Below are 12,590 nucleotides of genomic sequence, written 5' to 3'. Positions count from 1 at the left end.
CGGAACTGCGATGCCCGGAAGCACTGTCGTGCGTCAGTCACGATACGCTCCTAGGACCGTTCAGTGAGTGAGTGGGGAATTCAAACACAACAGGGGTGCACAATGGGTGCAACAAAAGTCAGTGCAATCGCCATAGGCCTGGCAGGGGCGCTTGCCGCCTCGCCGGCCTATTCGCAATCGGCCGGAGGCGGCAGCGATGCGGAGATCGCGCTGCTGAAGCAGCAGCTGAAGATGCTCGAGCAGAAGCTCGACAAACTGCAGAAGCAGACCAACGCCAATACCGCAAGCGCAGCCAGCGCAAACGCCAATGCGAAGGCGGCGGATGCCAAGGCCGCGCGGGTGGCGAGCGCCAACGCCGCGATCCCGGTGAAGGGCCCGGTCGCGCCGTCCGGCGTCGTGGTGACGATGCCGAACAACCGGCCGACGATCTGCACCGCGGACGAACAGAACTGCGTTGCGATCACGAGCCGCGTGCACTGGGATGTCGGCGGCTACGACTATCGCCCGAACACCGCAGGCACCTCACCGCAGAAGCTCGACAGCGGCGAGAACGTCCGCCGCGCGCGCATCGGCATCGTCGGCAAGTTCTTCGGTGACTGGAATTACTCGCTGATCTACGATTTCGGCGGCTCGTCCGACGGCTTCGGCGGCGCGGCTCCGGGATCGCTGCCCGGCGGCGGCACCTCGGGCATCGAGAATGCGTATTTGAGCTACACCGGCTTCAAGCCGTTCGGCGGCAAGATGGCGATCGAAGGCGGCATCATGGACGTGCCGTGGACGCTCGACGAAGCGACCAGCTCCAACGACATCCTGTTCATGGAGCGCGCCTCGGTCGGCATCATCGCCCAGAACATCGCCGCCGGTGACTTCCGTTCGGCCGCCGGCACCCGCTGGTGGAACGACCAGTTCTGGATCGGCGGCTATGTCACCGGACCGACGTCGGGCGCCATCCACTCCGCGTCCTCCGCCTCGCCGGCCGGCACGTCCGAGCAGTATGGCGGGGTCATCCGCGTCGCCGGCAATCCGATCAGCGGCAAGAATTATTCGGTGCACATTGGCGCCGATGCGGAATGGCTGGTGCAGCCGCCGCGCAACCAGCTCACGCAGGCGCAGACGCTCACGCTCAGCGACCGGCCCGAGCTGCGCATCGATCCGACGACGCTGATCTCGACCGGTGCGATCGCCAACGTCTCCGGCGCGCAGGTCTACGGCGTCGAGGCGGCAGCGACCTATGGCCCGTTCATCGCACAGGGCGAATATTACTGGTTCAATGTCGATCGCTCCGCGAACACCGGACTGCCGCCGTTCGGCGCGCCGAGCCTGAAGTTCGACGGCGGTTACGCGCAGGTCGGCTATGTGCTGACCGGCGAGAATCACGCCTACAACCCGGCGACGGCCTCCTACAGCGGGATCAAGCCGCATGATCCGTTCTCGCTCGCGGGCGGCGGCTGGGGCGCCTGGGAAATCGCCGGCCGCGTCAGCACGATGGACCTCAACGATCAGATCGCGCAGGCGGTCGGCATCGCGGGTGGACGGCAGACCGTCTACACCGCCGCACTGAACTGGTACGTCAACAACAACGTCCGCTTCATGCTGAACTATCTGCACGGCGATATCGCCAAGCAGGCCTCGGCGACCTCGGCTGCGGACGTCGGCTCGAAGTTCGACGCGGTCGCGCTGCGTACGCAGGTTGCGTTCTGATCTGATCGGAGCTGAGACCAACTCATAGACGGCCGGGGCATCGCTCCGGCCGTTTTCATCGAGCGTTTGGTTCACGCGTTTCTAGCTGAATGAGATCGGTCGAATATTGACCAGGACGGCGCCGCGCTCCCTCTCCCCGTTCTTACGGGGAGAGGGTTGGGGTGAGGGGCCCTCTCCGCGTATTCGGCAGCAGCTGCGCTTGCTGAGGCTCCCCCTCACCCGGAACGCATCTGACGATGCGTCATAGCCGAAGCACCGCTTCGGCGTTCTTGAGAACGGCCGCCGTAGGCGGCCTATGCCTCTCCCCGCACGCAGGGCGAGGTGAAGCGGAGCGCGTCGCGCGAACATGCTTTCAGGCCGCGCGCTTCGACTTCTTCACAACAACCTCCGGCGCCGGCGCGCAGGACAGCCGCTCCTGATGGCCCTCGCCCCAGGCTTTCAGAATATCGATCACCGGGCGCAGGCTCTCGCCGAGTTCGGAAAGCGTGTATTCGACCCGTGGCGGCACCTCGGCATAGACCTTGCGGATCACGAGGCCATCGTCCTCGAGCGCGCGCAGCTGCTTGGTCAGCATGCGCTGGGTGATGCCGGGCATCCGCCGCCGCAACTCGCCGAAGCGCTGGGTGCCGGCCTGCAAGTGGTAGAGGATCACGCCCTTCCACTTGCCGTCGATCAGGTCGAGCGCGGCCTCGACCGCGCAGCCCGGCCGGCGCGCGAAATTCTTCCGTTTCATGCAGTATTTTCCCAATAGTATACAAACAGGGACTAGTTCCCTGTTTTTACAGTACTTGCCAAATGGACGCCAGCGCGACAGTTAATCGGCAGGCAATCGCCCACCACGGAGACCAGGCATGAAGGCCGTCGGATACCAAAAATCGCTGCCAATCGAGGCGGCGGATTCGCTCGTCGATTTCGAGATCGCCAAGCCCGAGCCGAAGGGGCGCGACATCCGCGTCGCGGTGAAGGCCATCTCGGCCAATCCGGTCGACTACAAGGTGCGCAAGCGCGCGGCGCCGACCGACGGCGGATACAAGATCCTCGGCTTCGACGCGGCCGGCGTGGTCGACGCGGTCGGGCCCGACGTCTCGCTCTTCAAGCCCGGCGACGAGGTGTTTTACGCGGGCTCGATCCTGCGCCAGGGCACCAATTCGGAATTTCATCTGGTCGATGAACGCATCGTCGGCAACAAGCCGGCGTCGCTGTCCTTCGCGCAGGCTGCCGCCCTGCCCCTGACCTCGATCACCGCGTGGGAGCTGCTGTTCGACCGGCTCGGCGCGGCGCCGGGCAAGAGCCTCGATCCGCGCACGCTGCTGATCATCGGCGGCGCCGGCGGTGTCGGCTCGATCCTGATCCAGCTTGCGCGCCGCCTCACCGGACTGACCGTGGTTGCGACCGCAACGCGGCCGGAGTCGCAAAAGTGGTGCCGCGATCTCGGCGCCCATGCGGTGATCGATCACTCGCAGCCGATGAAGGAGCAGATCGAGAGCTTGAGGCTGCCGCCGGTCGGCCTCGTCGCCAGCCTCACCTTCACCGACCAGCACTACAAATCGATCGCCGACTTCATCGCGCCGCAGGGCAAGTTCGGCCTGATCGACGATCCGCCGGAATTCAACGTCGCCGCGTTCAAGGGCAAGGCCGTGTCGGTGCACTGGGAATCGATGTTCACGCGCTCCTCGTTCCAGACACCCGACATGATCGCGCAGCATCATCTGCTCAACGATGTCGCCGACCTGATCGACAAGGGCGTGCTGCGCACCACGCTCGACCAGACCTTCGGTACTATCAACGCCGCCAACCTCAAGCGCGCCCACGCTTTGCTGGAAAGCGGCAAGTCACGCGGCAAGATCGTGCTCGAAGGCTGGTAAGGCTCCTCACGTCCGCTTCCTCATGCCCGGGCAACATCCCGGGCATGATATCCCCACAGGCCGGCGGGTGGCTTTTGCCAAAGCCGCCAGCGCCTGTATGATTTGCGCAACGATCACCCCGTCCTCAATCCGGCCGCGCAGGACGCGGCCGGAGCGGTGGTGACGCCCACGGGGATGGGAGGAAACCGATGAGTTTGCTCACGGCCGATCCGTCGCGGATCGATCCGGAGTGGATGACGCGGGCGCTGCGCGAAGCCGGTGTGATCGACCAGGTCAGGGTCGTCGATCTCGCCTGCAAGCCGGTCGGCAATGGCCTCGTCGGCGACAGCTATCGATTTCGTGTGACCTATGACGGTGACGAGCCGAACGCTCCTTTGAGCGTCGTCGGCAAATTCCCGGCCGCAGATCCCGACAGCCGCCGCTCCGGTTCCGCGCACACGCTTTACGTCCGCGAGGTCGCATTCTATCGCGAGCTGGCCGCCACCGTCGCCATTCACACCCCCCGGCCGATTCTTGCCGAGATTGATCCGGCGACCGACGACTTCACCCTGATCCTGGAGGACCTCGCGCCCGCACGTCCGGGCGATCAGCTCGCCGGATGCTCGATCGCCGACTGCCAGATCGCCATGACCGAGGCCGCGGCGTTGCATGCGCCGCGATGGAATGACCCGAGCCTCGATGCGGTGCAATGCTTCGTGATGGCCGCAAGCCGGCGCAGAGACCTTCGCTCGGTGCTGCCCGGCATCATCGGTCACTACAAGGAGCGATATCGCGGCGTGATCGAGCCTGAATTCCTTGATCTGATCGACCGGCTTCCGGACGCGCTATTGCGCTACCAGTCCGATCGATCGGCGCCGCGAACCCTCCAGCACGCGGATTTCCGGCTCGACAACATGCTGTTCGACGTCCGCGGCAATACCCATCCGATGGCGACGCTGGACTGGCAGACGCTGACAGTGGGCCCAGGAATCGTCGACGTCGCCTATTTCCTCTCGGCCGGCATCGACCCGATCGAACGGCGGCTTCATGAAGCCGACCTGGTGCGGTTCTATCATTCGGAACTGATCCGGCGCGGCGTGCGGGACTACGACTGGGATCGTTGCTGGCAGGATTACCGGCGCTACACGCTGCACGGCATCATGATGGGCGTGGTCTCCGCGCTCAGCGTCCAGCGCTCCGAGCGAGGCGACGCACTGTTCCTGAAAATGACCCGCGGCGCCTGCGCGCAAGCCCTGGACCACGACAGTTTTTCATACTGGCAGGACTGACGCGCTATCGAGCAAAGTGGATACAACGCGTCAGGACATCGAAAGGGATCGGCGTGCTCAACAAACTGGACGATTTCCCCATCCACCAGACGCCGGAGCCGATCGCGGTTCCCTCGACCAGCGACCGCAATGTCTATGACCGGACCTGGTTCAACGGCTACACCGCCGACGGCGCGTATTATTTCGGGATCGGCATTGCGATCTACCCGCACCGCAAGATCCTCGATTGTGCCTTCAGCGTCGTGGAACGCGGGGGACGGCAGCACTGCTTTTACGGTTCGCGGCGCGCCCCGATCGAGCGCACCGAGATGCAGGTCGGTCCGTTCAGGCTCGAAGTGCTCGAGCCGATGCTGCGGACCCGGGTCGTGCTCGACGACAATGCGACGGGCCTCGCCTGCGACCTGACCTTCTCCGCGCGCACCGCCGCGATCCAGGAAGCGCGCCAGACGCTTTGGTCGGGCGACCGCCGCGCGATGGATTCGACCCGGTTCGACCAGTTCGGCCGCTGGAGCGGCGTCATCAGCCACCCCGACGGCGGGATCAAGGTCGACGATCGCACCTGCTACGGCACCAAGGATCGCTCCTGGGGCGTGCGCAATGTCGGCGAACGCGACGTCGGAGGCGCGCCGATGCCGCCGCCGAGCGTGTTCTTCCTCTGGGCGCCGCTGGTCTGGGACGACCACATCTCGCACGCGATCTTCTTCGACGGGACGCAGGGCGAGGCGCTGGTCCGCGAGGGCATCACCGCGCCGCTCTACCGATGCGAGGCCGAGATTCCCGGCGTGGTCGACGGCCTCGACCGCCGCATGGCGACCGCGCGGCATCGCGTCAAATACGTGCCGCACACCCGGCTCGCGCAGTCGGCTGAAATCGACCTCGTCGATATCGACGGCCACACCACGACCATCGCGCTCGACCCGATCCTCAAATTCCAGATGAAGGGGCTCGGCTACGGCCATCCGCAGTGGGGCCAGGGCATGTGGAAGGGCGAGCTCGAGATCGGCGGCGAGTCGTTCGATCCATCGACGCTCGACCCGCTGGCCCGCGAGAATGTGCACGTCCAGCAGGTGGTCCGCGCCCGCCAGGGCGGCCAGACCGGAATTGGCGTGCTGGAGCAGGTTTGCTTCGGTCCCTACCGTCCCGCAGGCTTCAGCGAATTCCTGGACGGCGCGAAGGGATAGCTAGATCGCCGGCACGCCCTCGACGAATAGCAGGCGTCGCTCCAGCGCGGTTGCGCGAAGCGTCAACGCTTCGGCATATTCCGGTGACGCATACCATTCGCGCAGGCGCGCCATGGTCGGAAATTCGATGATGACGATCGCGTTCGGTGGTGGACCGCCCTCCACCACCTCGACTGTGCCGCCGCGCACGACGTAGCGCCCGCCAAATTGTGCGATGGTGTTCGCCGCCAGCGTCCGATAGGCCTCGAACGCCGCGGCGTCGCGCATCTCGACCTCGGAGATCACATAGGCCGGCATGCGGCCTCATGCGATCGTGTTGACGATGCCGCCTTCGGCGCGCAACGCGGCGCCGTTGGTCGCCGATGCCTGCCTGGAGCAGACATAGACCACGAGATTGGCGATCTCCTCGGTGCTGGCAAAGCGCTGCAGCAGCGAGGTCGGCCGGTGCTGCTTGACGAAGTTGGAGGCCGCCTCCTCGACCGATTGGCCGTTCTGCTTGGCGAGATCCTTGACGAAGGTCTCGACGCCTTCGGACATGGTCGGTCCGGGCAGCACCGAGTTGACGGTCACGGCGGTGCCTTTGGTCAGCTCGGCGAGCCCGCGCGCGATCGCAAGCTGCGCGGTCTTGGTCATGCCGTAATGGATCATCTCGGTCGGAATGTTGAGGCCGGACTCCGAGGAGATGAAGACGATGCGGCCCCAGTTGCGCTTCAGCATGCCCTGCATGTAGCCGCGCGACAGCCGGACGCCCGACATCACATTGACCTCGTAGAAGCGGCTCCAGTCCTCGTCGGGAATGTCGAAGAACGGCTTCGGCTCGAAGATGCCGGCATTGTTGACGAGGATGTCGACGTCCGGCAGCGCCGCGAGCAGCGCCTTGCAGCCCGCCTCGGTCGAGACGTCGGCGGCAATGCCGCGGAGCTTTGCGTCCGGTACTGCCTTCGTGATCGCGGCAATCGCGGCATCGACCTTGGCCTGACCGCGGCCGTTGACGACGACCTCGGCGCCGGTCTCGGCCAGCCCCCTTGCGATGGCATTGCCAATGCCCGCGGTCGAGCCGGTCACCAGCGCAGTCTTTCCGGAAAGGTCGATTTTCATCTGTCATCTCCATTGATGTCGACGGACATATCGGGCGCGGCGTGCAGCGCCGCAATTGCATCTCACCGATGCGTGAGGAAGCAGAACACACCTCGTCGTCCTGGCGAAAGCCAGGACCCATTACCACCGCAGGTGATTATGAGAAGGATTTGAGCCCCAGCGTCGCGCAACAATATAGATTTGGGGTAATGGGTCCTGGCTTTCGCCAGGACGACGGGGATGGAGCGTGGCCACCAAATAAAAACGGCGCCCGAAGGCGCCGCTTTCAAAACCTGGCTCGAAGCGGGGCTTACGCCGCCTCGGCTTCCTTGTCCTGCGCCGGACCGGAGTCCTGGCCCTTGGCGTCAACGTCGCGGTCGACGAACTCGATCACGGCCATCGCCGCGTTGTCGCCGTAGCGGAAGCCGGCCTTGATGATGCGGGTGTAGCCGCCCTGGCGGTCCTTGTAGCGGGTCGCCAGCGTGTCGAACAGCTTCTTGACCTGGTCGACGTCGCGCAGCTCCGAGATCGCCTGACGGCGCAGGGCAAGGCCGCCCTTCTTGCCGAGGGTGACGAGCTTCTCGACGATCGGCCGCAGCTCCTTGGCCTTCGGCAGCGTGGTGACGATCTGCTCGTGCTTGATCAGCGCGGCCGCCATGTTGGCGAACATCGCACGCCGGTGTTCGGCGGTGCGGTTGAGCTTCCGATGAACCTTGCCGTGACGCATTGACTTCTTCCTTCTTCAATTCTGCCGCGGTGGTTCAGCGACAAGTTTTGCAGGTGGGCATCCTGCGTTCGCCCGGACGTCATTCCGGGGCGACTCGCAGAGCCGAACCCGGAATCTCGAGATTCCGGATCGCCGCTTCGCGACGTCCGGAATGACTAAAGCTTAGTAGTGATCCTCGAAGCGCTTGGCGAGCTCGTCGATGTTCTCCGGCGGCCAGCCCGGCACTTCCATGCCGAGGTGCAGACCCATCTGGGCCAGCACTTCCTTGATTTCGTTCAGCGACTTGCGGCCGAAGTTCGGAGTACGGAGCATTTCCGCTTCCGACTTCTGCACGAGGTCGCCGATGTAGACGATGTTGTCGTTCTTCAGGCAGTTTGCCGAACGCACCGACAGCTCGAGCTCGTCGACCTTCTTGAGGAACGCCGGGTTGAACGCGAGATCGGGGATGATCTCCTGCGTGACTTCCTTGCGCGGCTCTTCGAAGTTGACGAACACGTTGAGCTGATCCTGCAGGATGCGCGCGGCGTAGGCCACCGCGTCCTCCGGCGTGATCGCGCCGTTGGTCTCGATCGTCATGGTCAGCTTGTCGTAGTCGAGGATCTGGCCCTCGCGGGTGTTCTCGACCTTGTAGGAGACCTTGCGGACCGGCGAGAACAAGCTGTCGACCGGGATCAGGCCGATCGGAGCATCCTCGGGACGGTTGCGCTCGGCGGCGACATAGCCCTTGCCGGTCGTGACCGTGAACTCCATGCGGATCTCGGCGCCGTCGTCCAGCGTGCAGAGCTGCAGGTCGGGGTTGAGCACCGTGACATCGCCGACGGTCTGGATGTCGCCGGCGGTGACGGCGCCCGGGCCCTGCTTCTTCACGACCATGCGCTTCGGGCCTTCGCCCTGCATCTTGATCGAGATGTCCTTGATGTTGAGGACGATGTCGGTGACGTCTTCACGGACACCGGCGATCGAGGAGAACTCGTGCAACACGCCGTCGATATGCACCGACTGCACCGCCGCGCCCTGCAGCGAGGACAACAGGATGCGGCGCAGCGCGTTGCCGAGCGTCTGGCCGAAGCCACGCTCGAGCGGTTCGGCGACTACGGTGGCGAACCGGCTCGCGTCCGAGCCCGGCGTCACCTGCAGCTTGTTCGGTCGAATGAGTTCTTGCCAATTTTTCTGGATCGTCACTGTTTCACCCATTTGCCGGTCACAGGGCCAAATCGAATGGCCGAACCCGGCGTTGGAGATCGCGGATCAGTCCGCGCGGTCAATTCCAAAAACCATCGCAGGGCGGCCAGAGGCCGCCCACGACTTACAGATCAAACGCGCCGACGCTTGCGCGGACGGCAGCCATTGTGCGGGATGGTGGTCACGTCGCGGATCGAGGTGACGGTGAAGCCCGCAGCCTGCAGCGCACGGAGCGCCGACTCACGGCCCGAACCCGGGCCGGCCACTTCAACCTCCAGCGTGCGCATGCCGTGTTCCTGCGCCTTCTTGGAGACGTCTTCCGCCGCGACCTGCGCGGCATAGGGGGTCGACTTGCGTGAGCCCTTGAAGCCCATGGTGCCGGCCGATGACCAGGCAATGGTGTTGCCCTGCGCGTCGGTGATGGTGATGGTCGTGTTGTTGAACGACGAATTCACGTGCGCGATGCCGGAGGCGATGTTCTTGCGTTCGCGGCGGCGTACGCGGGTGGCTTCCTTGCCCATTTCAAACCTTTCCTGTGATCTCGACGCCGCCGTAGTGCCAGCGGCTACACCTCAAAACGCAAATGGCGAGTAGCGAATTTCCATTCGCTACTCCCCACCTGCAATTCGCAAAACTTACTTCTTCTTGCCGGCGATCGCCTTGGCCGGCCCCTTGCGTGTGCGCGCATTGGTGTGGGTGCGCTGGCCGCGCACCGGCAGACCGCGGCGATGACGCAGGCCGCGGTAGCAGCCGAGGTCCATCAGCCGCTTGATGTTGATGCCGACCTCGCGACGGAGGTCGCCCTCGACCAGGTAGTCGCGGTCGATCACTTCGCGGATCTGCAGGACTTCCTGGTCGGTCAACTGGTTGACGCGACGGTCCAGCGGGATCTTGACCTTCTCGATGATGTCGGCCGCGTTCTTCTGGCCGATGCCATGGATGTACTGAAGCGCGATCAGGACGCGCTTGTTGGTAGGAATGTTGACGCCGGCAATACGGGCCACGGACTTCTCTCCTGTCGCCGATCCATCACGGATACGGGCTTCTCAAGTGCTTGCTCTCTCGGGCTTGTGTCCACAAACGCGAACACGACGCCCTCCCCTCATGTCCTTCGGGGCCCGGCATCGTCATCAAACTATCCAACTTGGATGCGGGGCTTATTAAAGGATTCATGTCGGTTTCGTCAACCGCTCCTAGCGTTTAGCTCGCTTTTTCGTGAGCTTTTTTGCCGCCTTTTTGGCGGTCTTTGCTCCCTTGCGGGCTTTCGCGGCGCGGGCGGCCTTCTTTACCGCCTTCTTCGCGGTTTTCTTGGCCGCTTTGGCCTTGGAGGGCGCCTTGGCAGCCTTCCGGGCCGATTTAGCGGCCTTTTGGGCTGGTTTAGCTGCCTTCTTGCTGGCCTTCATGGCCGCCTTGGCGGCCTTTTTAGCCGTCTTGGGGACGTGATCCTCGTGTTCCCTGGGTTCCAGCGCGCCGAGCGCGGTCAGGATCCGGTTGATCTCGCGGGTGACGTGCTCGATGGTCATCATGCCATCGACCGTCAGGAGCTTCCGCCGCTCCGAATAATAGTGAATCAGCGGCTCCGTCAGCGAACGGTACTGCGCCAAGCGCTTGGTCAGCACTTCCGGCGTGTCGTCGAGGCGGACTTCCTCGCCGCGCGCGCGGGTTTCCTCGGCACGCTTCTCAACGCGGGCGAGCAGCGCGCTCTCGTTGACGCGGAGCTCAACCACCGCGTCGAGCTTGAGGTGCTTTTTCCGGAGCAGATCGTCGAGCGCCTCGGCCTGCGGCACAGTGCGCGGGAAGCCGTCGAGAATGAACCCCTTCTTGGCATCGGGCTGCTCGATCCGGTCGGCGATGATTCCCACCACCACCTCGTCTGGAACCAGGCCGCCATTGGCCATGATCTCCTTGGCCTGTAGGCCGACCGGCGTGCCCGCGGCGACCGCAGCGCGCAGCATCTCACCGGTCGAGAGCTGGACGATGCCGTGCTTGTGCACCAGCCGCTGCGCCTGGGTTCCCTTGCCCGAGCCCGGCGGCCCCAAAAGGATCAATCTCATATCTGTTTCGCCCCCCGGCTAGGTGGGCGACGTTCGCACACCTGTGTTTTGAGTTCGAAGCCGAGCCGCGATCAGCGGCGGCGGCCTCCCCTGAGCTTCGACTTCCTGATCAACCCCTCATACTGATGAGCGAGCAGATAGCCCTGCACCTGCGACACCGTATCCATCGTCACGCTGACGACGATCAACAGCGAGGTGCCGCCAAAGTAGAACGGGACCGATGCGTAGGAAATCAGAATTTCAGGAATCAGGCAGACGATCGCGAGATAGACCGCGCCGAGCACCGTGATGCGCGACAGCACATAGTCGATGTACTCGGCGGTGCGCTCGCCGGGCCGGATGCCCGGGATGAAGCCGCCATGCTTCTTCAGGTTGTCCGCAGTCTCGGTCGGATTGAACACGATCGCGGTGTAGAAGAACGCGAAGAACACGATCAGCGCGAGATACATGAACAGGAACAGCGGCCGGCCGTGGCTGAGCTGGGTCGTGATCCACTGGAACCATTCCGGCCCCTTGCCGGCGTTGAAGTTCGCGACCGTGGTCGGCAGCAGCAGCAGCGACGAGGCGAAGATCGGCGGAATCACGCCCGAGGTGTTGAGCTTGAGCGGCAGATGCGAGGACTGGCCCTCGAACATCTTGTTGCCGACCTGGCGCTTCGGATACTGGATCAAAAGCCGGCGCTGCGCGCGCTCCATGAACACGATGAAGGCGATCACGGCGACCGCCATCACGATGACGATCAGGATCAGCCCGGTCGACATCGCGCCCTGGCGGCCCAGTTCCAGCATGTTGGCGAGCGCCGACGGCAGCTCGGCGACGATGCCGGCGAGGATGATCAGCGAGATACCGTTGCCGATGCCGCGCGAGGTGATCTGCTCGCCGAGCCACATCAGGAACATGGTGCCGCCGGTCAGCGTGATCGCGGTCGAGATCCGGAAGAACATGCCGGGGTCGCTGACGACATTACCGGCGCCTTCGAGGCCGATCGCGATGCCATAGGACTGGAACAGCGCCAGGATCACGGTCAGATAGCGGGTGTACTGGTTCAGCGTCTTGCGGCCCGCCTCGCCTTCCTTCTTGAGCGCCTCGAGCTGCGGCGACACGGTGGTCAGCAGCTGCACGATGATCGATGCCGAGATGTACGGCATGATGTTGAGCGCGAAGATCGCCATGCGGTGGATGCCGCCGCCGGCGAACATGTTGAACATGCCGAGGATGCCGCCGGACTGGCTGCGGAACACCTGCTCCCAGATGTTGGGATCGATGCCGGGCAGCGGGATGTAGGTGCCGAGCCGATAAACAAGCAGCGCACCCAGGGTGAACCAGATGCGCTTCTTCAGCTCGTCGGCTTTCGCCAGCTGTCCGAAATTGAGGTTGGCGGCAAGTTGTTCGGCTGCTGAGACCATGTTTCGGCTTTCTCCCGGAGCCCCATTCGCCGGCGCCCCCAAAGAGATCAATTCCCTGGGCGCCGGCAGACACCGGACATTATCTGGTGCTCGGCCTCGATAAGTCCATCATTCGATCTGCGGATTGCC

The 12,590-nt window shown here is 64.1% G+C and carries 13 protein-coding genes; 4 read left to right on the top strand and 9 right to left on the bottom strand.

Annotated elements, in window-relative coordinates; all coding sequences use genetic code 11:
• Nucleotides 1-102 precede the first annotated feature (102 nt).
• The gene (locus ACVIYL_RS29010) at nucleotides 103-1,701 is read left to right on the top strand and encodes an OprO/OprP family phosphate-selective porin (RefSeq protein WP_456780390.1); all 1,599 of its coding nucleotides are present in this window, start codon (nucleotides 103-105) and stop codon (nucleotides 1,699-1,701) included.
• A gap of 352 nt (nucleotides 1,702-2,053) precedes the next feature.
• On the opposite strand, the gene ACVIYL_RS29005 is transcribed toward ACVIYL_RS29010, so the two are convergent.
• A complete protein-coding gene (locus tag ACVIYL_RS29005; RefSeq protein ID WP_166205903.1) occupies nucleotides 2,054-2,434 on the bottom strand; it encodes a winged helix-turn-helix transcriptional regulator in 381 nt (126 codons plus the stop codon).
• A 118-nt stretch (nucleotides 2,435-2,552) separates the two neighbouring features.
• On the opposite strand from ACVIYL_RS29005, the gene ACVIYL_RS29000 reads away from it, so the two are divergent.
• The 3 genes from ACVIYL_RS29000 (at nucleotide 2,553) to ACVIYL_RS28990 (ending at nucleotide 6,015) form a co-directional block, all read left to right on the top strand.
• Entirely contained in the window at nucleotides 2,553-3,566 is a 1,014-nt protein-coding gene (locus ACVIYL_RS29000; RefSeq protein WP_456780389.1) for a zinc-binding alcohol dehydrogenase family protein, read from the top strand.
• Between the two features lie 188 nt (nucleotides 3,567-3,754).
• Nucleotides 3,755-4,834: a phosphotransferase gene (locus ACVIYL_RS28995; protein WP_456780388.1), complete on the top strand. Its 1,080-nt coding sequence runs from the start codon at nucleotides 3,755-3,757 to the stop codon at nucleotides 4,832-4,834.
• A gap of 53 nt (nucleotides 4,835-4,887) precedes the next feature.
• On the top strand, nucleotides 4,888-6,015 hold the full coding sequence (locus tag ACVIYL_RS28990; protein ID WP_456780387.1) for a hypothetical protein: 1,128 nt from the start codon (nucleotides 4,888-4,890) through the stop codon (nucleotides 6,013-6,015).
• Here the strand turns inward: ACVIYL_RS28990 and ACVIYL_RS28985 are convergent, their stop codons facing one another.
• The 8 genes from ACVIYL_RS28985 to secY all read right to left on the bottom strand — a co-directional run bounded on the left by ACVIYL_RS28985 (nucleotide 6,016) and on the right by secY (nucleotide 12,461).
• A complete protein-coding gene (locus ACVIYL_RS28985) occupies nucleotides 6,016-6,312 on the bottom strand; it encodes a DUF1330 domain-containing protein (RefSeq protein ID WP_456780386.1) in 297 nt (98 codons plus the stop codon).
• 6 nt (nucleotides 6,313-6,318) lie between these two features.
• Complete coding sequence (locus ACVIYL_RS28980; RefSeq protein WP_456780385.1) at nucleotides 6,319-7,113, bottom strand: SDR family NAD(P)-dependent oxidoreductase; 795 nt, start codon at nucleotides 7,111-7,113, stop codon at nucleotides 6,319-6,321.
• Nucleotides 7,114-7,402: 289 nt separating this feature from the next.
• A complete protein-coding gene (gene rplQ, locus ACVIYL_RS28975) occupies nucleotides 7,403-7,819 on the bottom strand; it encodes a 50S ribosomal protein L17 (RefSeq protein ID WP_016843769.1) in 417 nt (138 codons plus the stop codon).
• A 162-nt stretch (nucleotides 7,820-7,981) separates the two neighbouring features.
• A complete protein-coding gene (locus tag ACVIYL_RS28970; protein WP_035631062.1) occupies nucleotides 7,982-9,013 on the bottom strand; it encodes a DNA-directed RNA polymerase subunit alpha in 1,032 nt (343 codons plus the stop codon).
• 119 nt (nucleotides 9,014-9,132) lie between these two features.
• The gene (gene rpsK, locus ACVIYL_RS28965) at nucleotides 9,133-9,522 is read right to left on the bottom strand and encodes a 30S ribosomal protein S11 (protein WP_006021048.1); all 390 of its coding nucleotides are present in this window, start codon (nucleotides 9,520-9,522) and stop codon (nucleotides 9,133-9,135) included.
• Nucleotides 9,523-9,636: 114 nt separating this feature from the next.
• The gene (gene rpsM, locus ACVIYL_RS28960; RefSeq protein WP_057019544.1) at nucleotides 9,637-10,005 is read right to left on the bottom strand and encodes a 30S ribosomal protein S13; all 369 of its coding nucleotides are present in this window, start codon (nucleotides 10,003-10,005) and stop codon (nucleotides 9,637-9,639) included.
• Nucleotides 10,006-10,194: 189 nt separating this feature from the next.
• Nucleotides 10,195-11,055: an adenylate kinase gene (locus ACVIYL_RS28955; RefSeq protein ID WP_456780384.1), complete on the bottom strand. Its 861-nt coding sequence runs from the start codon at nucleotides 11,053-11,055 to the stop codon at nucleotides 10,195-10,197.
• Nucleotides 11,056-11,126: 71 nt separating this feature from the next.
• Complete coding sequence (gene secY, locus ACVIYL_RS28950; RefSeq protein WP_016843764.1) at nucleotides 11,127-12,461, bottom strand: preprotein translocase subunit SecY; 1,335 nt, start codon at nucleotides 12,459-12,461, stop codon at nucleotides 11,127-11,129.
• Nucleotides 12,462-12,590 lie beyond the last annotated feature (129 nt).

This window comes from Bradyrhizobium sp. USDA 3315 (genome assembly GCF_054056795.1).
Note: the sequence above shows the minus strand (reverse complement) of the source record. Positions and strands in the feature narration are given on the sequence as shown.

What these genes read in the sequence shown, in the direction of transcription:
- ACVIYL_RS29010 (WP_456780390.1), top strand. Translation starts at nt 103, where the DNA reads ATGGGTGCAACAAAAGTCAGTGCAATCGCCATAGGCCTGGCAGGGGCG.
- ACVIYL_RS29005 (WP_166205903.1), bottom strand. Translation starts at nt 2,434, where the DNA reads ATGAAACGGAAGAATTTCGCGCGCCGGCCGGGCTGCGCGGTCGAGGCC.
- ACVIYL_RS29000 (WP_456780389.1), top strand. Translation starts at nt 2,553, where the DNA reads ATGAAGGCCGTCGGATACCAAAAATCGCTGCCAATCGAGGCGGCGGAT.
- ACVIYL_RS28995 (WP_456780388.1), top strand. Translation starts at nt 3,755, where the DNA reads ATGAGTTTGCTCACGGCCGATCCGTCGCGGATCGATCCGGAGTGGATG.
- ACVIYL_RS28985 (WP_456780386.1), bottom strand. Translation starts at nt 6,312, where the DNA reads ATGCCGGCCTATGTGATCTCCGAGGTCGAGATGCGCGACGCCGCGGCG.
- ACVIYL_RS28980 (WP_456780385.1), bottom strand. Translation starts at nt 7,113, where the DNA reads ATGAAAATCGACCTTTCCGGAAAGACTGCGCTGGTGACCGGCTCGACC.
- rplQ (WP_016843769.1), bottom strand. Translation starts at nt 7,819, where the DNA reads ATGCGTCACGGCAAGGTTCATCGGAAGCTCAACCGCACCGCCGAACAC.
- ACVIYL_RS28970 (WP_035631062.1), bottom strand. Translation starts at nt 9,013, where the DNA reads ATGGGTGAAACAGTGACGATCCAGAAAAATTGGCAAGAACTCATTCGA.
- rpsK (WP_006021048.1), bottom strand. Translation starts at nt 9,522, where the DNA reads ATGGGCAAGGAAGCCACCCGCGTACGCCGCCGCGAACGCAAGAACATC.
- ACVIYL_RS28955 (WP_456780384.1), bottom strand. Translation starts at nt 11,055, where the DNA reads ATGAGATTGATCCTTTTGGGGCCGCCGGGCTCGGGCAAGGGAACCCAG.
- secY (WP_016843764.1), bottom strand. Translation starts at nt 12,461, where the DNA reads ATGGTCTCAGCAGCCGAACAACTTGCCGCCAACCTCAATTTCGGACAG.